Raw genomic sequence first — 25,630 nt, 5'->3', positions numbered from 1 at the left:
AACCGGATCCACGAGCCCTGCTGATAGTGCGGCGTCGCCCTACCTAGAGTGGCGGGGCTACACCGCCCGCGATATGGGCGTCGGGACGGCCTCGGCCTCAGCCTCGTCGCGCGCCTCGAGTTCGTTGCCCAGCACTTCGGCCGAATCTTCGCCGCTCGTTTCCGGCTTCAGGCGACGGCGCGTGTGCCCTGCGGCGCGCGCATCCTCGCCTTCGTCGGGGCGTTCCGCCTGCAACGTCACGTTGGCGGCTGGTGCGTAGCCCCGCTTGTCCTGCCCGAAGTAGACCACCGTGTGCGGATACGGCAGCTCGATGCCGGCCGCGTCGAAGTGCTTCTTCAACAGCCGGTTGTAGCCGCGCTGCACGGCCCACTGCATGCCGGGCGTGGTCTTGATCAGGATCCGGATGGTCACGCCCTTCTCGTTGACGGCCGTGACCCCGGCAACCGTCATGTCTTCCAGGATCTCGGGCCCCAGTACCGTATCGGTCATCAGTTCGGCGAAGGCGGCGCGCAGATGCTCGATCGCATCGTCCACGCTTTCGCGGTGCGCAATGGTGTATTCGCCCAGGTGGTACGAGAAGTCGCGCATGTGGTTGGCCACCACGTCCACCGACGAGAACGGCACCAGGTGATACCCGCCGTCCAGCGTGCGTATGCCCACGGAGCGTATCGTCATGCGTTCCACGGTGCCGAACACGCCTGCGACTTGCACCACGTCGTTCTCGTTCATGCCGTTCTCAAGCTGGATGAAGACGCCTGTGATGATGTCCTGCACCAGCTTCTGCGCGCCGAAGCCGATGGCCAGGCCCACCACGCCCGCGCCGGCGATCAGCGGCCCCACGTCGATGCCGATCTGCGACAGCAGCACCATCAGCGTCATCGCCACGATCACGATCAGCGCGGCATTGCGGAACAGCGCCAGCAGGGTGCGCTCGCGCGCGCTGGGCATGCCCCGTCCTTCCCGTTGGCTCAAGCGGTGTTCGATGATGCTGGCGATCACGGTCCAGGCAAGCGCCGCGATCAGCAGCACGATGACGATGTTCAGCACGACCTTGATGGCCGCCCCGCCGGCGTCCGAAGCCAGCCAGCGCGACAGGTCGAACGCGTGCCACGCATCCAGGATCAGCAGCACCACGACGATGCGGATGATCCAGCCGACTACTTTCAGGATGGCCGGGACGTAGGCGTTGACGCGCGCCTCCAGCAGCGGCAAGCGCCGTCGCAGGTCTTCCGACAATTGGATCGGCTTGGCCAGCACCGCGTTCAGCAGCAGGATCAGCAGGCTGCCCACGCCGATGACCAGCAAGGTCTGCGCGGTGGCGCGCGCCATGAAGGGCAGTGCGTTGGTGGGATCGATCTGGCTGACTACCAGCAGGATGGTGAAGTAGCCGATCCCCAGCACGTGCCACACGCGCGACAGGAAGTGCAGCCGCGAACCCACGAAGGTGGCCGCACCGGCGGCGTGGCGGTTCAGGCGTTCCCGTACCGACCGCCGGTTCTGCCAGATGACGCGCACCGCGTACACATACACCGTCAGCATGATGACCATGCTGGCCAGCCGGCCAAGTGCCGGCGACAGCGCCGCCGCCATCACCGGGCCAACCAGCAGCGTGCCGTAACCGGCCGCCGCGACGATGCGCACCAGCCAGGCGTTCCAGTACTTGGCCAATTCGTCGGACATGGGCAAGAGGCGCAGGTGCGGATGCCGTACGGCGAATACCGTGCGGACCACCACCTTCACGATCTCCACCGACACGAAGGCCCGCAGGAACACCGCAGCCAGCGTGTCCAGCGTGCCGCGCCCCGGCGTGGTCCACAGGGCGGCGGCCCCGCCCGCCATGGCGGCGAGCAGCACGACGCCCACATCGATCGCGAGCGCACCCACGATCGCCCCGCCGCGCCGGTACAACACGCGCATGGATGCCGGTGCGCCGCGTGTCGGCGAGGCAATGGACTCAGCGCCGTGCTCGGCCACCCAGCGGTCGATGCGCGTGTAGATGCGCATCGCGATCAATCGCAGCACCAGGAAGGCAATGATCGTGGCGATGGCGGCCAGCGTCAGGGGCAGCAAGGCCGTGCTGGCGGTACCGGCGTCCATGCGCAGGCTGCGGCCCGAGGCCAGCGCACGCATGTCGTCCACGCCCTGGCCCATGTCGGCGGCCACGCCCGTCAGGAAGCGCTGCACGCCATCGGCAATGCGTTCTTGCAGGCCGGGCTCTGTCGGCTTTTTGTCGTGCCCGGCCGTTCCAGCCGGGCCGGACGGCGCCGGCTTGACGCCGGCCGACTGCGCGCGCAGCTCGTCCACCAGCGCCTTGCGGGCCTCGGGATTGTCCAGCAGGTCGGCGAGTGCCGCAGGGGTGAGCGCGGCCGGTGTCTGTGCGGTAGAGGAAGCGGCCGGCTGCGGCGCAGGCAGCGGCGCGGCGGCCATGGCGGCGGCTTGCCAGACGAGCGACAGGCAACTCAGCATCGCCGCCAGCAGCAAGGCCGCCAGCCAGGGTCTCTCTCGTCGGTGCCGCCAGAAAGTGGCGGCAGGGGTGCGGGGCGGGAAAGAAATCGATGCTGTCGTTGCGAGTCTAACCACTAATAAATCTCCTCTACGATCAAGGCAAAAAACGAGGCGCGCGATCGCGGTCGCAACGCCGCTAGTGGTTAGATGATAAAGCCCCGGGCTTTCCAAGCCTGCCGGGCGCCGTCGGGAGGCGCTGCGCGGCCCCGGGGCGGCATCCCCCAAATTGGTGCTTGCGGGCGCCGCATTGCGCACCGCTCGGGTGCACGGCCGGGCTGCGGACGGCGCTTGTCCCCCCATTTTCCCCTGCGTCCGACTTGGCATGAAACTTGCTTGATATCCATGCAAGTGACTTGCATATCGTGCCAGTGACTTACATGGCCGGGCAATCGCGCCCGGGCCGGAAATCCAGACACAGGGGAATTGTCATGCTGCTACGCCGCGTATTCGCTGGGGCGATGTCTTTATTCATGGCCGGCGCCGCGCACAGCGCCGATCTGCTGGACACGATCAAGAGCAAGAAAGAGATCGTGGTGGGAACCGAGGCACAGTTCGCGCCGTTCGAATTCGTCCAAGACGGCAAGATTGTGGGCTACGGCCCCGACTTGATGAACCTGATCCTGGCCGAGGCGCCCGGGGTGAAGGTCAAGCAGTTCGACGTGCCGTTCCAAGGCATCCTGCCGGGCCTCGCTACCAAGCGTTTCGACTTTGTGGTGACCTCCGTCACGATGACCAAGGACCGTGCCGACAAGTTCGCGTTCACGGTGCCGATCGCCGATGCGACCACGGCGCTGGTCAAACGCAAGGACGACGCGGTATTGACGGATCCCGCGGCCATTGCCGGCAAGGTAGTGGGCTCACAAGCCGGTTCAGCGCAATTGAAAGCGCTGCAGGATTACGCCAAGAAGCTTTCCGCGGAAGGAAAGCCCGCGGTGACCATCCGTGAATACGTGAGCTTTGACGAAGCCTATGCCGATCTGGCCGCCGGCCGCTTGTCGGCCGTGGCGCAGTCGCTGGCCAATCTGGCCACGCTGGTGAAGACGCGATCGGATGTCTATGCCGTGATCGATACGCCCATCGGGCCCAAGACCTATTTTGGCTGGGTTGGCCGCAAGGACGCAGACAGCGCGTCGTTGGTCAAATTTTTCTCGGACGGTATCGCCCGCGCGGCTAAGTCGGGGCAACTGCAGGCGCTGCAGACCAAGTGGTTCGGCTTCACGATGGACGTGCCCACCGACGCAGTGCCGGCGCCGGAGCTGTGATCCCCGTCTGTCCTCGGAGCCCCCGCTGATGAACGCCACCTCTTTCACCGAACGATTTCTGGCATACCTGCCCGTGCTGCTGCACGGCGCAAGCATGACGCTGATCGTGGCGGCGTCGGCCATCGTCATCGGCTTCGTGCTGGGAGCGGCGTTGCTGGGCCTGTCTCTGCACCGCCGCGGCCAAGGGGTGCTGCCGCGCGCCGTCGCGCTGTATGTGAGCTTCTTTCGGGGCACGCCGCTTCTGGTGCAGTTATTGATGCTGTTCTATCTGCCCAGTGCGGTGGGCCTGGATATGCCGCCGTTGCTGGTGGCCATTCTGGCGATGAGCCTGAATTCGGGTGCGTTCCAGTCGGAGATCCTGCGCGCCGGGTTAACCGTCGTGCCAAAGGGGCAGGTCGAGGCGGCCGCAATCTTCGGCTTGAGTGCGCGGCAAGTGTTCCGGTATGTGCAATTGCCGCAGGTTGCGCGCGCCGTCTGGCCCGCGGTGGTGTCCGAAGCGATCGACGTGGTCAAGAATTCGTCCATCGTGTCGGTGATCGCCGTGGCCGAATTGGCGCGTGGCGGCCGGCAGATCGTGGCCGCCAATTTCCGCCCGCTTGAGGTCTATCTGACTGTAGGTGCGACGTATCTTCTGATGACCGGTGCGATCTTCGTGCTGGGCACGTGGCTGGGCAGGCGGATGGGCCAGGGGCCGCGCGCTAGCGCCGCGGTAATGAATCGCGTAGCCATCAACAAGACATGATAGACCTGACATTATTGGGCCAGTTGCTGCCCGTATTCGCTACCGCTGCCGGGCGTACCGTGGCCCTGGTGGCCGCAGGCCTGGTCGGCGGCCTGGTAATCGGATTCCTGATGCACGTGTTGCGGGAAACCGGTGTCGCCGCGCTGCGTTGGCTGTATTGGTCCTACACCGCCGTCTGGCGCGGCGTTCCGTTCCTGATTCATTTGTTCATTGTGTACTTCGGCTTGCCTGCCGCCGGCATATCGTTGGACCCCTTCGTCGCTGCAGCGGCAACCCTGTCGATTTATGGCGGCGCCTATTTCGCCGAGATATTCCGCGCTTGCTGGCAGACGATCCCCAAGGGGCAGATCGAGGCTGCGCGTTGCATGGGGCTGACCCGACGCCAGGTGTTCCTGCGTATCGAATGCCCGCAGGCCTTGCGCGCCAGCGTGCCGTTGATCGTGAACCAGACCATTTTGCTGATGAAGGAATCGGCTTTGGCATCGGTGATCACGTATCCGGAACTGACGATGACTGCGGGCAAGGTGGTGTCCGAACAGTTTGTCTACATCGAGCCTTATCTGTTGCTGGCGCTGAGCTATTGGGCTTTGGCGCTGCTGATCAATCGTCTGGGCATCGTGTTCAAGCGCTGCCTGGCGCGTTGAGGAATCGCGAATATGAATACCCCCGTATCTGTCCCGATGTTGTCGTTGCGCGGCGTGGGCAAATCGTTTTCAGGCCACCGCGTGCTGGCCGGCGTAGACCTGGATGTGCTCCAGGGCGAAGTCGTGACTTTGATCGGCCCGTCCGGCTCTGGCAAGACCACGCTCCTGCGGTGCATGAACTTCCTGGAAGCCTATGACGAAGGCGAGGTGAAAGTTCGCGGCGCGCTGCTGGGATACCGACACGACGCTTCGGGGCAGTTGCAGCCCGAGTCCGACCGCGTAGTGGCGGAAGTGCGGGCGCCGTTGTCGATGGTCTTCCAGCAATTCAACCTGTGGCCGCACATGACTGCGCTGGCCAATGTGATGGCGCCCTTGACGTTGGCCAAAGGCATGCGCCCGGATCGCGCACGGCAGGTCGCGGCGGATGCGCTGGCCCGGGTGGGCATGTCAGCCAAGGCCGATTCCCTGCCTGCGAACCTTAGCGGCGGTCAGCAGCAGCGAGTGGGAATTGCGCGCGCGCTGGCCGTGGGGCCGGAGGCCATGCTGCTGGATGAGCCAACGTCGGCACTGGATCCCGAGCTGGTGGATGAAGTGCTGGAAGTCATCAAGTCGCTGTCGCGCGATGGCATGACCATGGTGATGGTGACGCACGAAATGAGTTTTGCGGCGGAGGTGTCCGACCGCATCGTCTTCATGGAGAAAGGTCGGATAGTGACGATCGGCACGCCCGAACAGATCGTCTACCGGCCCGAGCATCCGCGCGTCCAGGCGTTCCTGCAGCCCTGGATACGGCGCAGTCTGGGCGGCTCGGGCCGTGAGCGCGTCGCACAACCGGGGGCGACGCGATGACAACGGAATGGGCGGACGAACTGGCTGGTCGGGTGGCTGGGGCCATCGATGCACAACGCCTGGAATCGCGTCAACGCGGCCTGGCGGCGTATGGCGCCGTGGCCACGGGCGGCGTCGCACGGCAGGCGCTGACCGAACCGGAGCTTGCCGCGCGCCGCTGGTTGGTGCAGGACTTTGCTGCGCGTCCCGGCTATAGCGTGGGCATCGATGCCGCCGCCAACGTGATCGTGCGGCGGACCGGCCGTGATGCGAGTGCCGAACCCGTGATGACCGGCAGCCATGCCGATACCCAGCCCTTGGGCGGTTGGCTGGACGGCGCCTTTGGCATCGTGGCGGGGCTGGAGGTCATGGACGCGCTGGACAGTCTGGGCGTGGCCACCCGACGTCCCTTGGACGTCGTGATGTGGACCAACGAGGAAGGTTCGCGCTTCGCGCCGGGGCTGATGGGATCAGTGGCCTACACCGCGCCCGAGCGCCTGGCTGCCTTCCTGCCGGTTACCGACGCCCAAGGCGTGCGGTTCCAGGATGCACGCGATGCGGCAGTATCCGACTTCAAGACGCATGCCGGGCGCCAAGGCTGGACATGGATGGAACGGCCCTTGGCTACGCCCGTTCATGCCTACATCGAAGCGCATATCGAGCAAGGCCCGGTGCTGGAATCCCAATCGCTGCAAGTCGGCTGCGTGAAGGCCATCCAAGGGGTGCGCTGGTATCGCGTCACCGTGCCCGGGCGCAGCGCGCATGCCGGCACCACGCCGTTGGCCAACCGCGACGATGCGCAAGCCAAGGCGGTGGCGCTCGCGCATGCCGTCCTCAGCCATGCGGCGCATTGCGGCGATGAGCGCCTGCGCGTCACCATCGGCCGCTGGGAATGCGCACCGGGATCGATCAATACCATTGCGAACCGGGTGGTCTTCACGATTGATGCGCGGCATCCCGAGTCCGCTGCCCTGGATGCCGTGCGCGTCGTGATGGATGCTGCGTTGCCCGACGGCGCCCGCATCGAGGTTTTGCAAGATAAGGCCACCGTGCATTTTTCGCCGCCCCTGGTCGCGTTGGCCACAAGCGCTTGCCAGGCCTTGGGCCTGACCCACAGGCAGATGCTATCGGGCGCGTTTCACGATGCGATGCCGATGGCTGGGTTCTGCCCCTCCACGATGTTGTTCGCGCCCAGCATTGCAGGCGTCAGCCACCACCCGGCCGAAGACACGGCCATTGCCGACCTGTCGGCGTGCACGCGTGCGCTTGCCTGGTGCCTTGTGCATCTGGCGGAACCTGTCACTGACCAATCTTGATTTTTCTTCACAGCCCACACCGAAGGACACGCACCATGGATCAACACATCGCCCCTATCGCCCACAGCGCCGTTCCGGACAACGGCGAAGCCGTCGGCCAGAACAACACGCACCGCGAACCTATCTCGCCGGACGGCACGCCGGAACCGGGTAAGGTCTATCAAGTGCCTGCGCGCCATGGGCGCGCGGTGCGCGTGGCCAAGGGCCAGGTCATTCGCATTATCAACACGCATGGAAGCCAGGTGTGCGACACCTGGGCGTTCAAGAGCGATGACTTGAGCGAGTTCATGTCCATGGAGCATGCGCGTGCCGCAATCGATCGGATCATCCCCAAGGCAGGCGACCCGCTCTACAGCAACCGTCGCCGCAGCATCATGACGATGACGGCCGACACCTCGCCTGGCGTGCACGACACGCTGATGGCAGCCTGCGACGCCTACCGCTACCGCAATCTGGGCGTTGAGCACTACCACGACAATTGCGCCGATAATATGCGTTTGGCGCTCAAGGCCATCGGTCTGCGCGCCCGCGAAGTGCCCCAACCGCTGAATCTGTGGATGAACATTCCGGTGGGTACGGACGGCGGCGTGCAATGGCTGCCGCCGGTGTCCAAGGCGGGCGACTATGTCGACCTGCGCGCTGAAATGGATTGCGTGGTTGTGCTGTCGGCCTGCCCACAGGACATCGTACCGATCAACGACAATCGCCCGGTCGAAGTGCACTTTTCGGTGCTGGCGCAAGCCTGACCCGTTCTCCCCGACGACAACGCAGTACAGGCATATGGCAAAGAAAAGTACGCAATCGGCGGCATCCCCGCGCGAGCAGGAATCTGGCGATCCGGGCATGTCCGCCCTGGGGCCGCGGCTCAAGCACGCGCGCATGGTGCACGGGCTGACGCTCAAGGCGCTGGCGCAGGCGGCCGATTGCTCGGAAAGCCTGCTGTCTCGCGTCGAGCGCGGCCAGGCCATGCCGTCGTTGGCCAATCTGCACCGGCTGGCGCGGGCGCTGGGAACGAACGTGGCCGAACTTACGGCCGCGCATGCGCCGCCTTCGTCTCCGGTGATCCGCCAGGGCGAACGCCCGATCATAGAGTTCAACAGCCAGCGCGGCCGCAAGCCGGGCGTCAAGCTGGAACGGGTGATCGTGCCGATGCGCGGCCAGTTGCTGCAGGCTGACATCCACCAGTTGGCACCCAAGGCGGAAAGCCTCGAGCAGATCGCGCACGCGGGCGAGGAAATGGGTTATGTGATCGAGGGCGAATTCGAGTTGCGCCTGGGAACCGAGATTCATCACCTGCAGGCCGGCGATACCTTCTACTTTTCCAGCGATGTGCCGCACAGCTACCGCAACCCGGGGCGTACCGTGGCGCGCGTGTTGTGGGTCAACACGCCTGCCACCTTCTGATCCGGCTGCGGCCACAGGAAAATACTGATGAGCACCGACACGACGATGCAGGGTCTGCCGCGTTATAGCGGGATCCCGACTTTCATGCGCGTGCCGCTGGCCGGCGGCTTGGACGACTTCGATATCGCATTGGCTGGCGTGCCGTTTGACGGCGGCGTGACGGCGCGGCCGGGCGCGCGCTTCGGTCCGCGCGAAATCCGCAATATGTCAACCATGATGCGCGCCATCCACCATGTGACCGGCTTCAATCCGTTTGCGGCCTGCAAGGTGGCGGACGTGGGCGATGTGCCGTTTACAGATGTGTTTCATCTGGAACGGGCACACGAGGACATCCGGCGCTTCTTCGAGCCGATCTTCGCAGCAGGAAAGAAAGCGCTGATCGCGGGCGGCGACCACTCCATTACGTTTCCTGTGTTCCAGGCGATTGCGCCGCGCGAGCCCTTGGGCATGGTGCACATCGACGCACACACCGACACCTGGGACTATTTCGTCGGGTCGAAGTTCAGCCACGGATCGCCGTTTCGCCGGGCGGTCGAAGCCGGTCTGCTGGATCCCAAGCGCACCATCCAGATTGGCATCCGGGGCGCCCAGAACACGGACGAGGGCTGGCGTTATTCCTTGGACAGCGGCATGCGCGTGGTGTTCATCGAAGAGTTCGACAAGGTGGGCGTCGATGCCATCATCCGGGAAGCACGCCGCGTGGTGGGAAACGGCCCTGCGTATCTGTCAGTGGATGTCGATGGGCTGGATCCGGTTTACGCGCCTGGCACGGGCACGCCGGAGGTGGGAGGCCTGTCCTCCCGCGAGACGCTGGCGCTGCTGCGTGGCCTGGACGGGATGGATTTTGTCGGGGCAGACGTGGTCGAGGTGTCTCCGCCCTATGACCCCAGCGGCAATACCGCCTTGTTGGGTGCGACCTTGATGTACGAGTGCCTGTGTCTGCTGGCGAGGCGCTACGCGGCCTAGCGGCGGATATCCAGGCCTTCCGCGCCCGCATTCCGGGATCCCGCCTGTGCGCCGCCGCCAGACCGGCCGGCGGCGCGTTTGCACAGTTAGCTCTTGCGAGCGGTCAGCCACTGCGCGGGTTGCAGCGCGCGGCCCACGATACGCACTTCGCCGATGCTGCCGAAAAAGCCGTCGGCACGCGCGCCATCCCACGAACCGGCGCCGATCACCCAGGGCATATCGGCCGCAAGTGTCGCCAGCCCCGGCGCGTCTGACGTGTTGCGCAGTACCGGCGCGCCTTCGACGTACAGAATGGTCTCGTGCGTGGTGTTGTCGTTCACCACGGCGACGTGCATCCATTTGTCGGCGATGATCTCGCCAGACCAGTTGGCTTTGGCGTCGCGCGTGCCGGTACGTTCAGGCACCACTTCCCACTGGATCTCGCGCAGGCTGGACACCGCAAACAGCAGCGGCGGCGATTCCGGATCTCCACCGGAAAAGCCGGGCAGATTGCCGCGCTTGCCGTCGCGCGTCATGATGTTCATCCACGCGTTGCGGGATGCGGTCCAGTCGCGGTCGATCTTGATGAAGGCCTCGACGGTGTAGCCGTTGGGCACCGTTTCCGCATTCAGCACGGCCGCCGTTTCGGTGGAGAAGTAGCTCATGCGGGCGGTGTTCTTGTCGGTGTTCAAGAACCGTACGGACCCGGGCGCAGCCGACAGGTAGTGGTGATCGTTGGACCAGACCAGGTCGCCCAGTTGCGCACCGGCCACACCGTCGACGTTCAGCGCGGCGCGGCGAACCGGGTTCAGGCCGGTGCGGTCGGCAACCACCTCGCCCACCTGCACCGGCTGGCCGTTGGCGCCGCCAAAGAAGCGCCAGTGCGCCAAGGTGTCCGGCACCTGCGGATAGTCTTCGCTGTCGGCGGCGGGCTTTTGCTCGGTGGCGGCCGGATCGGTGTAGTTGGCGAGGATCAGGGCGCGCGCCTGGTCGACAAGCGCGGTGTGCGACGGGGCCGCCGCCTTGAAGTCCTTGTTGAAGCCGCCAAAGCGCTTGGCGAAATCCATCTTGATGGTGAACTGCTCGTTGGCGCCGGTCAGGACTGCCTGGTCGAATGCGTTGAGGGTGTTCTTCGGCTTTTGGGGCACCCACGGCGAGAACGACAGCACCCGGATCTCGTTGTTGCTCAGGTCGAATTCGTACAGGCGCATCAGGCCATTGCCGCCCTGGTACGCCATCTGGTAGTCCACCACCATTTCTTCGACCGGGTTGCCGAAGGCATTGGTCTTGGTCAGGTGCGCGGCGCCATGATAGTGGCCGTTAAGCGTCATGAAGATCTGATCGTTGTCGCGGATCAGCTTGTCCCACAGCATCAGGCCGTACGGCACTTCCAACGGGGTGACGCCGTCCTTGTCGATATTAAGCAGTTGGTGGTTGACAAGGATGACCGGCAGCGACGGGTTGGCGCGGATGACCTGGTTGGCCCAGGTCAGCGCAGCGTCGGAGATGCGCCACGACAATGACAGCACCATGAACTTCTGGCCTTCGGCCTGGAACACGTGGTACTCGTGAAAGCCGCTGGGATCGCGCCCGCCAAAGGTCGCCTGCTTCTTGGCGCGGTCGGTTCCGAAGGTCTGCAGATAGGGTTCGACGGCCAGGTTGCGCTGGGCATCGGTGGCGCTAGCCTGGCTGCTGGCGTCGACGTAGTCGCGGTCCAGGATCACGTCGTGGTTGCCGGCCAGGATGGAGTAGGGCACCTTGGCATCTTCCAGGATCGTCATGGCCGCATCGGCCACCTTCCACTGGTCAGGCTTGCCCTGCTGGTCGACCACGTCGCCCAGATGGATCAGGAACGGAATGCTGAGGGATTTGGCGTGGTCGGCGACCCATTGCGTCTGGGCCTTGTACGGCTCGCTGCCGTACTTGCGCATGAACTGCTGGTTTTCGGCGTCGGTCGCGTAGCGGGAATAGAACTGCGTGTCTGGCAGCACTGCCACCGCGAAGCTCGACACCTTGGCGGGTTGCGGCTGCGGTTCCGGCTGGGGTTGCGGCGCGGGCGTATCGGGCGCCGGGCTGTCCTCGTCGTCGTCGCTGGAGCACGCCGACAGCAAAAAGGAACCGCCTACCGGCAGCAGTGTCGCGCCAAAGCCGGCCTTGAGCAGGCTGCGGCGGCGCGGATCCGCGGCCGCCGGCAGGGTGGAAGGTGTCTCGGCAATGTCATGTTTGCCATCGTGCTTGTCATGCGCCATCTGTGCCGCCCGTCTGAAAAAGTGGGAAGCTTAGAAACGCAGAATGACGGGATGATGAATGTGGGTATGCCCACCGCGTGCGTCGATCGGCAGGTGGAATGGCCATAGGGCGCCGCCATCCCACCGCTCCTGATGCGGATACAAGTCGGGGGCCAAGGTATCCTTCTGACACAGGCCTCCCCGCCACGCACCCACAGCGGGCCATATACTTTGCGCCTGCGATTCGGGAGATAGGGATATGGTACGCATGAACAAGGCGTTGGCGTTCGGGCAATCCCAAGGCAGGCTGGCCGTCACGTTGGCCCTCGTTGGCTTGCTGGGCGGGTGTTCCGTGTCTTCCGGATTGTGCGACACGTTTGGTCCGAGCAAGCGCGCGTCGGTCGCCATTCCACCGGGGGCCTCGGCCGAAGAGGTGTTTGCCTGCATCGACAAGGAGACCCTCGGCAACGCAGAGCGCGGGAGCCTCTTCGATACCGGCTACGCCATCCGGGATGCCAAGACAGGCGTGCTCGAGACGGAACACTACGGCTCCAGCAATGTGACGGGCTTGCGGTTCCGGGCCGAAGTCTCGCAGAAGACCTCCACGCTGGATCTCTCGTTGCGAGGCGCCGGCGCTTACTGCACCGATCTTGGTGTAGACAAGGAAATGGCCCGTCTGACGACAGACGTGGCGCGCTGCCTGCAGCGATGAAAGGTCAGGCTGGGCCGAAACCATTGAAGCCTTGCCGGTTATGGCGCGCCTTGTTTCGGCCTTGCGTTCAACCGTACTCCAACTGATAGAAATTCTGGCTGGCGATCAGCGTTGCGCCGCACGAGGTGCGCATGCCTTCCAGCGCGGTCATGCGGTCCGAGCTGACGTTTTGTACCCCTTCGACGATGGTGTGCGTATCGCCGCATTTGGGGCAGGTGACGCGGTCGCCGACGCGCGCCATGGGTTGGCCGAAGATGACGACGGTTTCATCGCCGGTCACGACGACGCCGCCGTGCGACGTCTTGTCGCCCTTGCGGATGACGGAACGTTGGGACATGGGTGGGCGCGAGATATTTGTTTACAGATACGTGCCGTCCGGCGCCAGCCGGGCCGGGCCGACGACGAAGGTGCCATCGGGCGCCATGCGCACGGGACCACCGCCACCCTTGTAGCTACCGTCCGGTGCGCGTTGCGGCGTGCCGGCGACGTAGGTGCCGTCCGGGGCACGGGTGATCGGGCCTTCTCCGCCCACGTAGCTGCCGTCTGGGGCGCGGCGGGGTGTGCCGGAGATGAAGTGCCCATCGGGCAACATACGGATCGATTTCGTCGTCATGAATGCTCCTTGCGTGGGAGCGCAAATCATAGCGAAGCATCGTGATGCGCCTTGTAATAGGACGTGTCATCTTTGAACGTTATACGTAAGCAGATGTGGGATGATTTGCGCCTACGACAGACCTGAGCCTATGACAGACATCAACGCCTTGTTGCAACCGATCCCCGGCGATGCGCCTTGCGGCGTCGACCTGGTGTTTTCGCCTGAGTTCGATGCCATCCGCGAAGCGCGCCGGCACGATGACCCCCAGCTCGACCAGGGCGACTGGGTCATTGATCTGAAAGAAGCCGACTGGCCGGAAGTCGCGCGCATCTGCTCGACGGTGCTGCGCGAGCGCAGCAAGGATATCCGTATCGCGTCGTGGCTGGCGGAAGCCTGGGCCAAGACACGCGGCTTCGCGGGCCTGCGCGACGGTTACCTGCTGATCGACGGGCTCTGCCGGGACTATTGGGAAGGGCTGCACCCGGTGCCGGAAGACGGCGACGTGCAGCAGCGCGTGGGCAATCTGGCGTGGCTGCTGTCGCGCTCCCAGCAGTTGATCGGGGAAATTCCGCTGACGCAGGCGGACGGCGCGCGCTATGGCGCCGTGCTCTGGGAGGCTGCGAGCCAGCTCGCCAACGCCGTCAAGCGCACGCCCGACAATGCCAATGAACTGATCCGCGGCAAGCTTACGCTGGACCGATTCGATGCCGCGCGTCGCGATACGCCACCTTCGTTCTATTCCGAACTCGATACGCAGCTGGAAGGCTGCGCGCAGGCCTTGGCCCAACTGGAGCGCACGTTGGACGAGCGCCTGGGCGATGAAAGCCCGGCGTTCTCGCGCGTGCGCGATGCGCTGCGCAATGTCACCGAGCTTGCGCACCGTTTTGCGCGCGACGCCGGCCTGCTGGTACGCGCCGACCTGGCGCCGGCACAGGCGCCCGCGACGCCTGCCGTTTCCGTCCGTGTGGAGCCTACCTTGCCCGCCGCCGACCATTTCCCTGCCGCCGATGCAACCCCCCATGTTGCCGTGACGCCCGCCGTGCGCGGCCCGATCCAGACGCGCGAGCAGGCGCTGGCGCAGTTGCGCGACGTGGCGGATTTCTTCCGGCGCACCGAACCGCATAGCCCGGTGGCCTATCTGGCCGACAAGGCCGCGAGCTGGGGCGAGATGTCCTTGCACCTGTGGTTGCGCACGGTGGTCAAGAACGACGAGACCCTGTCAGGCCTGGAAGAACTGCTGGGCATCAAGAAAGCCGGCGAAGGCAACTGACAGAATGCCGGCGACGGCAACGGGCGGTCAGGCCTTGCGTCTGGAGTTCCGCGCAAGGCCTATCCCTCGGCCAGTCACCCGGTCTTAACGGGCCGCGCGGAACTCGATGCGCCGGTTCTTGGCGCGGCCTTCCGCGGTGGCGTTGGTCGCCACGGGCTGGTCGGGGCCGGCGCCCATGGCCTCGAAACGCGATACCGGCAATCCCTTGTCCACCAGATAGTCCCGCACCGCATCCGCGCGCGCCTGGCTCAGCGCCAGGTTGGTGCTGCGGCTGCCCGAGCTATCGGTATGGCCGATGATCTGGATCTTGTCGGCGCGCAGCTTGGGCACCGCGTCGGCCACCCGGTCAAGCAGTTCGCGGCCGCGGGCGGTCAGGCGGGTGCTGCCGGTCTCGAACTCCACCACCCGGTTGCTCAGCAGGTTATCCAGCACGTCCTGCTCGTCCTTGTCGGCCGACACACGCAGGCCGTTGACGATCTTGTAGGTGGGGTTCAGCGACGTGGCGAAGGTGCTGGCGATCTGCTGGCGCGAGGCCTCATTGTCAACCTCGCCGCGCAGCCGGATCTGCGTGCCGTCGATTTCCAGCTGACCGCGGTTGATCTGCTTGAGCGGGCTGTCCAGCAGCTTGCCTACGTGCTGGGACCAGTTCGGCGGCGCCACCACGCCGCCCACGTCGATGCGGTCGATCACATTGCCCACGCCATAGACCTTCTGCAGGCGGGCCAGCACGTCGGCCTTGGTGGCCTCGTCCGGCACCGCGCCGCTGGCGACGACCTGGCCGGGTTGAGGGATGACGTTGGCGGGAACCACCGTGGCGGCATCCTGGGCATGGGCCGTGCACGACAACGCGGCGGCCAGGATGAGGGTAAGCGTACGCATGCCTAGGCTCCGATGAAGACTTCGCGGAATGTCTCCAGCGCCTGGCGCAGGGAGAGCCGCGGTTGATCCAGATAGCTCGACAGCTTGGCCAGGCCGTGGCTGGCGCTGACGTGGTCGCGCACCCACGGCGCGTCTTCCAGCACGATGTAGTGCTGCGACAAGGTCTGCGGCGTGGACAGCAAGGTGGCCAGCGTCTGCGGGGATGCACCCCGAAAGCCCACCACCAGCCGATGCTTGCCCGCGATCTGCCCGATGAACATGGCGATCTCGAAATCCGCACGCGTGAGGAACGGCGCGATCAGCGTCATCCAGTACGTCGCGACCAGATTGATGTAGAGCGGATCGTCCGGCAACGGCAGCGCCAGGCCGGTGTCCAGCTGCGACGAACCGCTGGACATCACCGGCGCAAGCAGGATGCCCAGCGCCAGCACGATGTCGTGCATGCTGGCGGCGTGGCCGTTGCCGCGCAGCATCGCCTCGACACGTTCGATTGTCTGCAAGTCGATGAAGGCGTCGAAACCGTCGTCGGCGGCGGTCCGGATCTCGCCTTCCAGATCATTCAGTGTCTGCAGGGCGGGGCCCGGATCCCCTTCGCGCATCAGTTGCGCGGCGGCGGTGCCCATACGGTTCCACATGCGGCTGAAGGCCAGCGGGCTGCGTGCGATGAAATCCAGCGGGCGGGCGACCTCGACCGAGGTTGCGCTGATGAACGGGAAGCGCCGTCCAGACTGGTCGCGGCTGGGCTGCAGATGGCCAGCGATAGCCAGCTTGCCGCGCGAGCCCAGCACGGCGAACGGAACGGGCTGCGCTTCGTCGTACAGGGTCTTCCAGTGGGGATCCTGGGCCAGGACCTCCATGGTGTTGGCCACCCACGCGTCCAGCGTCGACATCAGCTGGGGATGCGAGGTGTTTTTGACGAAGTCGCCACGGGACGGGATCTTGCCGAAGTAGGCCGTACGGAACATGGGAGACTGCGGGTTGCTCATTGCTGCGCTCCGGCAGGCGTCGGGGCGACGGGAGGTTGAGGGGAAGCGCCCGCCACCGTAGCGGGAAGGCGCAGGTTGCGCAGGCCTTGGCTGCCCGGCTCGGTGCCGCCGGCGCTGGCCGCTTGCGCGTTGCTGATGATGCGAAGCTTGACCGGCACGGTGATGTTGGACTTGCTCCAGCTCATCTCGAAGCTGCCGTCCGGGTTCGGCTTGCGTTGCGACCCCGAGATCAGGCGCTCCAGGCCGAAGCGGCCCGGTTCGTTGACGATCTCGACGACGGTGCCATCGAACGCCGTGGCCGTGATGCGCGCGCCGGGTGCGCCTTGCGCGTTGGGCCAGACGAAGTTCACCCATTGCGGCGGCGTGTTGCGATAGCGCAGTTGCTGGCCGTCGATCTCGATCGTGTACTCGGTTACGCCGCTGGCGGGTTTGGGCTGGATCTGGAACAGCGTCTGCGGCTGGCTGGCTGCGCCCGAGCCTGCGGCGCCGCCCGACAGCGGAGCCACCCACTGCGCGAAGTTGGCGGTGAACGACGGTTGCAGGTCGATGCCCATGTCGCCCCATGTGCGCGCGGTCAGGATGTCGCCGCGGCGTACCGTCAGCGGGCCCAGCGTGTCGTTGACGTATTTGGCGATGCTGCCCTGCGGGCCGAACACCTGTCCGATCTCTTCGCCGCTGGCTTCGACGCCGGCCTTGGTCGAGAACGGGTACTTGTCGGCCAAGGTCTGCGAGAAGGGCTGGTAGACCTGGGCGTTCCAGACCTTGTTCAGCTCGGTCTGCGCAGGCTGCATGGCCACGGCGTAGCCCTGGATCAACGGGCGGACCAGCAGCGGACGCAGGGTCTCGCGTTGAGCCGGCGTCAGGCCGGCCAGCATTTGCTCGTCGACCAGCTTGAGCGCGTCGGCCAGCTCCGAGTCCTTGCCTTCCAGCGTCTGGCGCATCAGCAGCAGCGCGCCTGGCCCGGGGTCGCCCTGGTTGTTGATCAGGTTGAAACGCGTGCGGATCTTCGACAGGGCGTTCATGTAGTTGCCCAGCAGCGACTGGTTGTCGCGCGTGACCACCAGGCGGGCCACGTCGGAGAACTCGCGGCCCACCGGCCCCATCGGGATCTGCTCCCCGCCGGGCGCGACTTCGGTGGGCTTGGGCTGGCCCTGGCGCAGGATCACCCGCTTGAACCAGGCGACCACGCCCGTCTGTGCCTGCGAAATGCCGGTGTTGATCAGCGAGGGGTTGTCCCAGGACGTCTGTTCATAAGTCGTGTTGATCAGTTTTACCAGCGGTGAATTCTGCGGATCGCCCAGCCGGTTCATGCCCTGGACCGCCTGGTCGAAGCTCGTGAACGGCTTGATCGTGACCCCGCGCAGCATCTTCTGCCACTCCTGCGCGTATTCGGTCTTGTACATCGTGGCCAGGCTCTTCTGGATCTGCTCCGGGCTGCCTTCCAGCGTCAGGTCGTCGCGCGCGTTCACGCCCAGCACCCAGTCGCTGGTCTGCACCTCGCGGCGCGCGGCTTCACCGATGGCTGGCTCGATGTACTGTTCCCAGGCCTCGCGGGTGAAAGTGCCGGGCACCGCGTAGCTACCGGCCACGACGGCGGCGTCGGCTTCGCCCATGATCCGCGCCACGGTCATGGCGGGGAAGCGCGTGGCCGCGCGTGCCTTCAACGTGGCATAGGCGCGTTCGCGCGCCGGCATGCCTTGCATCACGCTGCGCAGGTTGCCGCGCGTGCGCTCGACCATGGCCAGGTTGGTGTCGATCTGAGGCCAGTCGGCGTCGGCCGCGCGCGCCACGTAGAACGAGATCAGCCGTTCCGCGCTGCGGATCAACTGGTCCCGCGGCATGGCGCCGCGGTTGGTCTCAAGCCAGCCCCGCCAGAAGCGGGTGATCTGGTCGGACAGGTGGGTGGGGTCCACGTGTTCGCGGTTGGCCATCATCAGGTACGTCTTCAGCGCGTTGTACGCGTCGTCGACGTTAGTGGGCGAGGCATCCTGGAACAGCATGTCGCCCGCGTTGGCGCGCACGGGCTGCGCCTGGGGCGGGGCAGCCGGCCGTGTGCCGGCGGCCGCCGCCTGAGAGACGTCGACGCGGCCCAGATAATCCTCAAGGCTGGCCTTGACGGGAACCAGCATGAACTGGCGCAGGCCGTTGTAGTACTCGGCCAGCAATCGATCCTTGAGCACGTCGCCCTGATACAGCCCTAAGCCCAGCGACAGCGGCCGGCTCGACGAATAGCGGTCCAGCTGCTCGATGCGGTCCTGCAGGATCTCCATCGCTTCCAGCCGGCTTTGCAGATCGGTGCGCTCGCTTTGCAGGCGCACCACCTTGTCCAGGTCCGCCTGCACATTGGTCGCCAATTGCCGGTTGCCCAGGTACGACCAGCTCCAGCCCCCCAGCACCAGGCCCAGTGCAAGCACCAGCCCGAAGAACGTCAGGTAGCGCATGCGGACCTTGTTCGGACTGGCGTGCTGGCGCACCAGCTTCTTGTCGGCAAAGATCACGCTTGAGAACAGGTCGCGCAGGAAGAAGCCGTTGTGGGAGCTCACGCTGCGGGCGGCTTCGTGCGCGGCCGGGCGCAGGGTGAAGCGCTCGGCGAGTTTTTCGGTGGAGGTGCTGCGCGAGGCGCCTTCCTGCAGCGCGCTGGTGAAGTAGAAGCCCCGGAAGACGGGCTTGTATTGGAACGGGTTGGTCTCGAACAACGTCGACAGGAAGGTGCGCAGCGCCGGTTTGACACCCGCGAACTCCAGCGGGAAGGTCAGCAGGCCTGGGGGCAGGGCGCCGCTGCGCCGCAGCGAGATCTGGGCCGTGCCCATTTCCTTGAGCCCTTCATACAGTTCGTCGAAGCGCTCGTCGAACAGCGTCAGCACGTCGCGGCTTTCGTCGGCGCCGTACGGCAGCGTGGCACCCCAGACGCGGTCGCGCTCGCGGGCGTCGGCGTCGGCAAAGAACTCCGAGAAGCCGGCGATCAGGTCGGCCTTGGTGAAGATCACATACACCGGCGCAAAGACTTCCAGCCTGTCGGTCAGTTCCTGCACGCGCTGGCGCAGGTTCTTGGCCAGGTTAATGGCGAACTCGGGGCCGGAATCCGTCAGTTCGCTGATACTGGCCGCCACGATGATGCCGTTGATCGGCGCCTTGGGGCGATGGCGCTTGAGCAGGTCCAGGAAACTCATCCACTCGTTGCGGTCTTCCTCGTGGACCGAGTAGCGGCCCGCCGTGTCCAGCAGGATGCCTTCGGTCGTGAAGAACCAGTCGCAGTTGCGGGTGCCCCCCACGCCGCGCACGGCTGCGCCGTTCTTGTCGGCGAACGGGAACTGCAGCCCCGAATTGATTACGGCGCTGCTCTTGCCGGCGGCGGGGTTGCCGATGACGATGTACCAGGGCAGCTCGTACAGCGCTTCGTTGCCAGAGGTCTGGCCGATCTTGGACGTCTTGATGGTGCGCACCGCCTGCGTCAGGCGCGTGCGCAGCGCGTCGACCTCGTTGCGGTTGGCGGCGGGGCTGGCCGCGGCGCCCGTCTGCACCTGTTGTTCCAGCATGTCGCCCAGCTTCTGGTTGGCGCGCCGGGTGCGGCGCCGGCGCCACAGCCACACGCAGAGCCACAGGAACAGCAGCACCCCCAGCAAGGCGCCGGCCCAGGTCATGGCGATCTGCATGGTGTCGGCGAACAGGAACAGAAACACGATCAGCGCGATCAGTCCGATCACCATGAAGGTGCGTGGGTTGGCGAACACCCGAGCGCTCCAGTAGCGGAAGTCGCTCATGGCGCTGGAAAATCGAGAAAACAATCCTGATGGGCTACGCATGGTTTTCGCTGTTGTTTTTGGGGTCAGGCGGTAGCGCTGGCGGCGGGTCGGGAGACCAGCGCCGCGCAACGCAATGCGGGGTCTTGCAGGGTTAGGGTCAGTACGGGCTGTTCCCGCTGGACGCAGGCTTCGCCGGCCACGGCCAGCGTCAGCAGCGACGCGGCCACGCCGGTGTGGCCACAGGCGGCGCCGACCGCCTGGCAATCCTTGCTGGCGTCCAGATGGGCAAACAGTTGAGACGCGACGTTAAGCGGTTCAAGTGGACGGCTGCCTCGGTGATCGGCGTCGCTGATGACGTGGGCGACGTGCTCGGGCGCGACGTCCGCGCGTTGCAGCAGTTCGCGCGCCAGATCGGCCAGGGGCGGCTCCGCCAGCGCGCCACGGGCGTCGGCTGACTTCTGTCGATGCCATACCGGAGACAGGGCGATGCGCAGGTCGGCGTCGGCATCTGCCGGGCCAAGCAGCAGCCCGGCGGCAGCTTCACCCGGCACGCGGCCCTGCGGATTGGCGTGGGTAAGCAACTTGGCAAGGCCATCCCAGAGCGCAACCTGGTCGGCGTCGATGTAGCCATCGCCCGCCAGCACGATGCGCCACAGCGGCTGCGCGTGGGCATCCGGCGGTGCGGATGCCAGTTCGCGCAACAGGTGGTCGCCAGCCATGGCGTTGCGCGCAAGGTGCTCGGCGACGCTGACGCGGGCATCGGGCCAGACGCCGGCGGCGGCCAGGATTTCCTTGCGCGCGCGCTCGCGCGCCGCTTCCGGCCAGTCGGCTGACAGCAGTACCTCGAAGCGCAGCAAAGGCCAGTCGTCGTCGCGGGCGGGCACGTCCAGTTCGGTGACGCGCCGGTGGGCGTCGCCGGTGAGGGTGCGCGCGATATCCGTCAGCAGTGCCGTGACGCGCAGCGTGGCCGTTGCCAAGGCCTCCGGCGGCGCGCCGCGTTCGTGGGCCGCCGCGTACAGCTCCAGGTCGTTCAGGCCCGGCACTCGCCCCGCAAAGATGGGAAAGCCCTGGGGCGTCTTGAGCTCGGCATCCAGTTCGGGCCGCTTCTGTTCGGCCATCGCCTGCGCGATGGCGGCGGTATCGGCGCCCGCCGCCGCACGCGCGGCGACGGCGACCACGCGCAATTCGGCAAGGCGCGGCGCGGGCGGCGTCTGCGCCTGGGGATCGGCCACCGGTTCGGGCTTGGGCGCGCGCGCGGCTCGCACGGCGCGCACGCCCAGCCACAGCGCCGCCAGCAAGGCCAGGGGCAATGCGAACAGATAGAGCCCGATGTCCACGCCGGTGGGCAGCGTGTGCGATTCCTGCCACCAGATGATGACGGCCAGCCACACGACGGCAAACAACGCCAGGATCAATAGCCCTTTTTTCAGCACGCGCGCCATTATTTCGTGGCCTCCCGCGCACGCTGCATCACGCCGGGGCGGCGCAGCTCGACATGGCCAAAGTCCATCATCTTCCAGCGTCCGCCCCACGTCAGGCCAACGAGTTCCGCGGTCTCGCCAAACAGTTCATAGCCGCGCATGGCCCAGGGGTCCTTCTCGGAAATGACGATCTTGCCGTCGCGGTAGAACGCGCTGTCGGCCGCCAGGCCATATTGGTGATAGCTCTGGAAGGCGCCGGCGTTCGTCACATGCGTGCCCATGCCGGCCAGCTCTTCCTGCCGCTCGGGGCTGCGGTAGCCCTCGATCAGCGCCATTTCGTAGCCGTGCTGCTCGCGCATGATGCGGTAAGCCAACAGCAGGCGCTGACGGAAATCGGCGTCGAACAGGTCCCAGTTGCGGCTTGCGCCACCCAGCTTCGGACGCACCAGTTCGACCTCGCGCGTGGTGAACGCTTCCGGGGGCAGCGCGGCCGGCGGAGCCAGCCTTTCACCCTCCAGCAATGCCTGGATTCGGCGGTCCGGACCGGCCGTTTGGGTGCTGTAAACGAATGTGTGATTGTGTCGCATCAAGAAAGCGAAAAGTGACGGAAGCAACACAACTGTCAGCCCGATCGCGACCTGCCAACGATACCTTCCGACCCAATCCAGCGACGCGCTCATGCCGTCCCGGACGGCACCTGCCGTACCACCGACGGCTCCGCCCGCATGATTCGCACTACGCGTCGCGCCCCTTGCCACGCCCTGTACGCACGCGCGCAAACTCCGGACTGCGCCTTGGCGCAGAGCCGGAAAAAACAGGAGAGCGGAGACGCCCACCGCCAGTAAAAAATACAGGGGCAGTAGCAGCAGCAAATTAGGTCCCTCATGTGAAGGCGTAATCTTTTGTTTTATTCGCGCATGAGGCAAGCGATCCGGCGTTGCAAACAGCGTCCGACCCTTAGGAATCGTAACAAGGAGCAATGATCGAAATAGGCCTATCGGGTATTCTCGTCGAGCTTGGTTACAGGGGGGCTGCACACGCCTCCTGCTGACACGGGAACCCGCATGGCAGAAGACAAAGAAGACGCTCGCCCTACGATGACCGCGCCGAGTTTGCTCAGCGCCTCCACGCCCGCGCGCGGCGAGGCCGAGTCGTCGCGAATCCTTGCTGCACTGGAAGGACGCGAACCGGAAGCCGAGGTCAAACATCTAGCGACGCCACGCAACTCCCGCGCAGGGCGTTGGGTGGCGTTGGCGCTGTTGCTGGCGCTATTGGCCGGCGGCATCACCTGGATCATTCATGAAGACGGAGCCGTGCCGATGGTCGCGCAGGCGCCGTCGCCTGCCGTCGCTTCCACGCCCAGCCCGATGGCTTCGCTGCCGCAAGCCTCGATGGCAAGTCCGCCCGCGCCGGCGGGCGAACTTGCGCTGAAGCCCATGGATAGGCCCCCTGCGGTGGCCGCCATCATTGATGAAGCGCCGCCCGCTCGAGACGCAGATGTCGGGCGAGGCGAGCCCGAGCCCCTGGCGGCGCCAACCAATCCGCTTTCCGTGCTGGCAATGACGCCGCCTGCTGCGGCTGCTGCGCCCGCGCCTGCACCCGCAGCCGGCCCCACGCGCCAGGCCGCGGAACAGCGTGCGCAACAGGCGGGTGCGCCGCGCGCGGCCAAGCCTGCCAGCACGCCGCCGCGCAAGACCGCAAAATCGTCCGATACCGATGCCGCGCTGTTGTCGGCCCTGATGAACTACGGGCTGCCCCCGGCCTCGCCGCCCGGCACGCGTGTTTACAAATCCGACGGTGTCTTCATGCGCGAGATGCCGGGCTCGCCGCTGGCGGAGCGGTTGAAGGAATGCCGCAAGCTCAGCTTTATTGAAGGCGAGCAGTGCCGCCTGCGTGTGTGCGCGGGCCAATGGGGCACTGCGATCGAATGCCCGACGCCGCAGGCCAACGTCGAACCCTGACGCTCCACCGTCCGAACCGGGCCGGTGTTGCCCACGTCCCCCAAGAGGTTTTTGCTCAATGGCTGTGAACGCAAGCAACGGCAGTTTCAGCGCCCAGTCCCGTCTCTACCGGCTTGATGGCGAGGGCGCGATGTCGTCCCTGCAGGTCGAGGGGTGGGTCGCGCGCGAGGGCCTGTCCGAGCTCGGTGAAATGCGCGTCGTGGCGCTGGCCGACAACGCGGCGCTGGATCTGAACGACATGGTGTCGCGCCCGGCCACGCTGTGGACTACCCGCGCCGACGGCAGCGAGACGGGCCGCAGCGGCGTCGTGCGCGCCGCCGAGATGCTGGGCGGCAACGCCGGCATGGCGCGTTATCGCGTCACGCTGGCGCCGTGGCTCTGGCTGGCCACGCAACGGCGTGACAGCCGCATCTACGAGAACCAGCCCGTGCTGGAGATCGTGCGGCACGTGCTGGACGGCTACGAGGGTTATACCTACAAGGTCTCGGCCGAAGTCGAGCACCATCTGGCCGATCTGCCCGCGCGTTCCTACACCACTCAGTATCGCGAGACCGACTACGCCTTCCTGTCACGCCTGCTTGCGGAATCCGGCCTGGGCTGGACGACGGTCGAAGACGAGGCCGCGCCCGCGCGCCACGCCGTGCTGATCTTTGCCGACAGCCGCAGCCTGGCCGAAGACGCTGAGTCGGCTGGCGCGGGCGTGCGATTTCAGCGCGCCCATGCGACGGAATCCCGCGATGGCGTGCAGGCGCTGGGGGGCCCGCGCCGCAGAGGTGTCGAGCGCGTGACGGTGCTGGCCTGGCACGAAAGCGGCAAGCACGCCGTTACGGGCCAGGCGCTGGCCGGCCCCGCCAATGCGTCCGGTGATGACGGCGCCGGGTTGGAATGGTTCGAGCCCCTGGGTCACGGCGGTCTCTTGAATCAGGCGCATGCGCAGTTCCAGGCGACGTTGCTGATGGAAGCGGTGCAGGCCAGCGCCGAGACGTTTCTGGGGCGCGGCAATGTGCGCACGTTCCGGTCCGGTACGCGCTTCACACTGCAAGACATGTCGCCGCTGGGGCCGGCGGGGGAATCGGGCTTCGAGCCCGTTTTCGCCCTGGACCGCCTGGAACATGCCGGCGTCAACAACCTGCCCGGCCAGGCCGATGCCAGCATGGCGGCCAAGCTGGGTGCGCTGGATGACTTCCTCTGCTTTGAAGACGACGAGGCGCGCGAGGCCACCGACGACAACGTACGCGACCATGACGACGCGTTGATCGGCGTGGGCCGGCCCGAGGCGGCCGTACTGGCGCGGGCGCACGAGGTCGGTTATGCCAACCGCTTCCGCGCCGTGCGCTGTGATCGACCCTGGCGCGCCTTGCCTGCCGGGGCGCGCGGCGCAAGGCTTGCCGGCGTACCGTCCGCGGTGGGTGTGCACACGGCGATCGTGACCAATGCCGAGGGCGCGACCGAGGCCAGTGGCGAAGACGAGATCTACCGCAACGCGCGCGGCGACGTGCGCGTGCGCTTTCACTGGCAGGCCGATGGCGATGGTTTGGCCAAAAGCCGGTGGGCGCGCGTGGCCCAACGCCAGGCCGGCGCGGGCATGGGCATGAGCTTCGTGCCGCGCATCGGGCAGGAAGTGTTGGTGCGGTTTCTGGACGAGGACATCGATCAGCCGCTCGTCGTGGGCGCGCTCTACAACGGGCGAGGCGAAGGCGGCATCCCGTCGACCCCCGGCGGCAAGTCCGGCGAAGCCATGAACACTGAAGTGTTTGCCGCCGCTACCGACGGCAAGCCGAGTGCGCAGGCCAACCTGGCCAGCGGCAACGCACCGGCCTGGCACGGCGCGGCAGGCGGCGACGAGCAACATCGCAACGCAGCCGCGCTAAGCGGCTTCAAGAGCAAGGAGTTTGGCGGCGACGGCTACAACCAGATTGTGTTCGATGACAGCGACGGCCAACTGCGCATGCAGATCAAGTCCACGCAGTCTGGCAGCGAGCTGAACCTGGGCCATCTGATCCACCAGAGCGGCAACTATCGCGGCAATGTGCGCGGGGTGGGAGCGGAGCTGCGCACCGATGCGTTCGGCGCGCTGCGCGGCGGCGGCGGTGTGCTGCTCACTACCTACACCGCCGGCGCCAGTGAACCTGCGGGCGACGCGGCGGCGCCGCTGGCGCTGGCGGGGCAGGCTGATCTGATGGCGCAGT

General features: G+C 66.0%; 21 protein-coding genes. 12 read left to right on the top strand and 9 right to left on the bottom strand.

Annotated elements, in window-relative coordinates; all coding sequences use genetic code 11:
* Positions 1-57 precede the first annotated feature (57 nt).
* Positions 58-2,466, bottom strand: coding sequence for a mechanosensitive ion channel domain-containing protein (locus AC27VE_RS27855; RefSeq protein ID WP_488705564.1), 2,409 nt, complete (start codon positions 2,464-2,466; stop codon positions 58-60).
* Between the two features lie 467 nt (positions 2,467-2,933).
* Between AC27VE_RS27855 and AC27VE_RS27850 the strand changes: the two genes are divergently transcribed.
* Genes AC27VE_RS27850 through speB form a run of 8 tightly spaced genes read left to right on the top strand, consistent with a single transcriptional unit; the run spans position 2,934 to position 9,667 of the window.
* Positions 2,934-3,767, top strand: a complete 834-nt coding sequence (locus AC27VE_RS27850) for a transporter substrate-binding domain-containing protein (protein WP_488705555.1) — start codon at positions 2,934-2,936, stop codon at positions 3,765-3,767.
* 28 nt (positions 3,768-3,795) lie between these two features.
* Complete coding sequence (locus tag AC27VE_RS27845) at positions 3,796-4,509, top strand: amino acid ABC transporter permease (protein WP_427959177.1); 714 nt, start codon at positions 3,796-3,798, stop codon at positions 4,507-4,509.
* On the top strand, positions 4,506-5,153 hold the full coding sequence (locus AC27VE_RS27840) for an amino acid ABC transporter permease (RefSeq protein ID WP_488705554.1): 648 nt from the start codon (positions 4,506-4,508) through the stop codon (positions 5,151-5,153). The genes AC27VE_RS27845 and AC27VE_RS27840 overlap by 4 nt, the downstream gene beginning before the upstream one ends.
* 12 nt (positions 5,154-5,165) lie before the next feature.
* Positions 5,166-6,002 carry an amino acid ABC transporter ATP-binding protein gene (locus AC27VE_RS27835; RefSeq protein WP_488705553.1) on the top strand — a complete coding sequence of 279 codons (837 nt, stop codon included), beginning with the start codon at positions 5,166-5,168 and terminating at the stop codon, positions 6,000-6,002.
* Positions 5,999-7,297, top strand: coding sequence for a M20 family metallo-hydrolase (locus AC27VE_RS27830; protein ID WP_488705552.1), 1,299 nt, complete (start codon positions 5,999-6,001; stop codon positions 7,295-7,297). The genes AC27VE_RS27835 and AC27VE_RS27830 overlap by 4 nt, the downstream gene beginning before the upstream one ends.
* 35 nt (positions 7,298-7,332) lie before the next feature.
* Positions 7,333-8,043: a DUF1989 domain-containing protein gene (locus tag AC27VE_RS27825; RefSeq protein ID WP_427959186.1), complete on the top strand. Its 711-nt coding sequence runs from the start codon at positions 7,333-7,335 to the stop codon at positions 8,041-8,043.
* A gap of 34 nt (positions 8,044-8,077) precedes the next feature.
* Positions 8,078-8,701 carry a cupin domain-containing protein gene (locus tag AC27VE_RS27820; protein ID WP_488705551.1) on the top strand — a complete coding sequence of 208 codons (624 nt, stop codon included), beginning with the start codon at positions 8,078-8,080 and terminating at the stop codon, positions 8,699-8,701.
* A 27-nt stretch (positions 8,702-8,728) separates the two neighbouring features.
* Positions 8,729-9,667 carry an agmatinase gene (gene speB, locus AC27VE_RS27815; protein ID WP_454677769.1) on the top strand — a complete coding sequence of 313 codons (939 nt, stop codon included), beginning with the start codon at positions 8,729-8,731 and terminating at the stop codon, positions 9,665-9,667.
* Between the two features lie 86 nt (positions 9,668-9,753).
* Here the strand turns inward: speB and AC27VE_RS27810 are convergent, their stop codons facing one another.
* Positions 9,754-11,895: a laminin G domain-containing metallophosphoesterase family protein gene (locus AC27VE_RS27810; RefSeq protein ID WP_488705550.1), complete on the bottom strand. Its 2,142-nt coding sequence runs from the start codon at positions 11,893-11,895 to the stop codon at positions 9,754-9,756.
* A gap of 238 nt (positions 11,896-12,133) precedes the next feature.
* On the opposite strand from AC27VE_RS27810, the gene AC27VE_RS27805 reads away from it, so the two are divergent.
* Positions 12,134-12,586, top strand: coding sequence for a hypothetical protein (locus tag AC27VE_RS27805; protein ID WP_488705549.1), 453 nt, complete (start codon positions 12,134-12,136; stop codon positions 12,584-12,586).
* A 67-nt stretch (positions 12,587-12,653) separates the two neighbouring features.
* Here AC27VE_RS27805 and AC27VE_RS27800 read toward each other — a convergent pair whose 3' ends face one another.
* A complete protein-coding gene (locus AC27VE_RS27800; RefSeq protein ID WP_006226845.1) occupies positions 12,654-12,923 on the bottom strand; it encodes a PAAR domain-containing protein in 270 nt (89 codons plus the stop codon).
* Positions 12,924-12,944: 21 nt separating this feature from the next.
* Complete coding sequence (locus AC27VE_RS27795) at positions 12,945-13,199, bottom strand: hypothetical protein (RefSeq protein WP_280026368.1); 255 nt, start codon at positions 13,197-13,199, stop codon at positions 12,945-12,947.
* Between the two features lie 130 nt (positions 13,200-13,329).
* On the opposite strand from AC27VE_RS27795, the gene tssA reads away from it, so the two are divergent.
* Positions 13,330-14,451: a type VI secretion system protein TssA gene (gene tssA / locus AC27VE_RS27790; protein WP_488705548.1), complete on the top strand. Its 1,122-nt coding sequence runs from the start codon at positions 13,330-13,332 to the stop codon at positions 14,449-14,451.
* An 84-nt stretch (positions 14,452-14,535) separates the two neighbouring features.
* Here the strand turns inward: tssA and AC27VE_RS27785 are convergent, their stop codons facing one another.
* From AC27VE_RS27785 to AC27VE_RS27765, 5 genes are all read right to left on the bottom strand, one after another.
* Complete coding sequence (locus AC27VE_RS27785; RefSeq protein WP_088589380.1) at positions 14,536-15,330, bottom strand: OmpA family protein; 795 nt, start codon at positions 15,328-15,330, stop codon at positions 14,536-14,538.
* A gap of 2 nt (positions 15,331-15,332) precedes the next feature.
* A complete protein-coding gene (gene tagF, locus AC27VE_RS27780; protein ID WP_006226848.1) occupies positions 15,333-16,316 on the bottom strand; it encodes a type VI secretion system-associated protein TagF in 984 nt (327 codons plus the stop codon).
* A complete protein-coding gene (tssM, locus tag AC27VE_RS27775; RefSeq protein ID WP_234704847.1) occupies positions 16,313-20,077 on the bottom strand; it encodes a type VI secretion system membrane subunit TssM in 3,765 nt (1,254 codons plus the stop codon). Before tssM ends, tagF begins: the two co-directional genes overlap by 4 nt.
* Before the next feature lie 65 nt (positions 20,078-20,142).
* The gene (locus tag AC27VE_RS27770; RefSeq protein ID WP_488705547.1) at positions 20,143-21,501 is read right to left on the bottom strand and encodes a hypothetical protein; all 1,359 of its coding nucleotides are present in this window, start codon (positions 21,499-21,501) and stop codon (positions 20,143-20,145) included.
* A complete protein-coding gene (locus tag AC27VE_RS27765; protein ID WP_488705546.1) occupies positions 21,501-22,352 on the bottom strand; it encodes a M15 family metallopeptidase in 852 nt (283 codons plus the stop codon). Before AC27VE_RS27765 ends, AC27VE_RS27770 begins: the two co-directional genes overlap by 1 nt.
* 192 nt (positions 22,353-22,544) lie before the next feature.
* Between AC27VE_RS27765 and AC27VE_RS27760 the strand changes: the two genes are divergently transcribed.
* Positions 22,545-23,441: a hypothetical protein gene (locus AC27VE_RS27760; RefSeq protein ID WP_488705545.1), complete on the top strand. Its 897-nt coding sequence runs from the start codon at positions 22,545-22,547 to the stop codon at positions 23,439-23,441.
* A 58-nt stretch (positions 23,442-23,499) separates the two neighbouring features.
* On the top strand, positions 23,500-25,630 hold a 2,131-nt coding region (locus AC27VE_RS27755), incomplete at its 3' end, for a type VI secretion system Vgr family protein (RefSeq protein WP_488705544.1).

It is taken from the genome of Achromobacter sp. 18P8.1.1 (genome assembly GCF_057799415.1).
The sequence above is the reverse complement of the archived record's forward strand: the minus strand, read 5'-3'. Positions and strand labels throughout refer to the sequence as shown.

Excerpts from the sequence above, each read along its gene's own strand:
- AC27VE_RS27830 (WP_488705552.1), top strand. The coding sequence starts at position 5,999 with ATGACAACGGAATGGGCGGACGAACTGGCTGGTCGGGTGGCTGGGGCC.
- AC27VE_RS27835 (WP_488705553.1), top strand. The coding sequence starts at position 5,166 with ATGAATACCCCCGTATCTGTCCCGATGTTGTCGTTGCGCGGCGTGGGC.
- AC27VE_RS27845 (WP_427959177.1), top strand. The coding sequence starts at position 3,796 with ATGAACGCCACCTCTTTCACCGAACGATTTCTGGCATACCTGCCCGTG.
- tssM (WP_234704847.1), bottom strand. The coding sequence starts at position 20,077 with ATGAGCGACTTCCGCTACTGGAGCGCTCGGGTGTTCGCCAACCCACGC.
- AC27VE_RS27855 (WP_488705564.1), bottom strand. The coding sequence starts at position 2,466 with ATGCTGAGTTGCCTGTCGCTCGTCTGGCAAGCCGCCGCCATGGCCGCC.
- AC27VE_RS27760 (WP_488705545.1), top strand. The coding sequence starts at position 22,545 with ATGGCAGAAGACAAAGAAGACGCTCGCCCTACGATGACCGCGCCGAGT.
- AC27VE_RS27795 (WP_280026368.1), bottom strand. The coding sequence starts at position 13,199 with ATGACGACGAAATCGATCCGTATGTTGCCCGATGGGCACTTCATCTCC.
- tagF (WP_006226848.1), bottom strand. The coding sequence starts at position 16,316 with ATGAGCAACCCGCAGTCTCCCATGTTCCGTACGGCCTACTTCGGCAAG.
- speB (WP_454677769.1), top strand. The coding sequence starts at position 8,729 with ATGAGCACCGACACGACGATGCAGGGTCTGCCGCGTTATAGCGGGATC.
- AC27VE_RS27770 (WP_488705547.1), bottom strand. The coding sequence starts at position 21,501 with ATGGCGCGCGTGCTGAAAAAAGGGCTATTGATCCTGGCGTTGTTTGCC.
- AC27VE_RS27825 (WP_427959186.1), top strand. The coding sequence starts at position 7,333 with ATGGATCAACACATCGCCCCTATCGCCCACAGCGCCGTTCCGGACAAC.
- AC27VE_RS27850 (WP_488705555.1), top strand. The coding sequence starts at position 2,934 with ATGCTGCTACGCCGCGTATTCGCTGGGGCGATGTCTTTATTCATGGCC.
- AC27VE_RS27820 (WP_488705551.1), top strand. The coding sequence starts at position 8,078 with ATGGCAAAGAAAAGTACGCAATCGGCGGCATCCCCGCGCGAGCAGGAA.
- tssA (WP_488705548.1), top strand. The coding sequence starts at position 13,330 with ATGACAGACATCAACGCCTTGTTGCAACCGATCCCCGGCGATGCGCCT.
- AC27VE_RS27805 (WP_488705549.1), top strand. The coding sequence starts at position 12,134 with ATGGTACGCATGAACAAGGCGTTGGCGTTCGGGCAATCCCAAGGCAGG.
- AC27VE_RS27785 (WP_088589380.1), bottom strand. The coding sequence starts at position 15,330 with ATGCGTACGCTTACCCTCATCCTGGCCGCCGCGTTGTCGTGCACGGCC.
- AC27VE_RS27840 (WP_488705554.1), top strand. The coding sequence starts at position 4,506 with ATGATAGACCTGACATTATTGGGCCAGTTGCTGCCCGTATTCGCTACC.
- AC27VE_RS27800 (WP_006226845.1), bottom strand. The coding sequence starts at position 12,923 with ATGTCCCAACGTTCCGTCATCCGCAAGGGCGACAAGACGTCGCACGGC.
- AC27VE_RS27810 (WP_488705550.1), bottom strand. The coding sequence starts at position 11,895 with ATGGCGCATGACAAGCACGATGGCAAACATGACATTGCCGAGACACCT.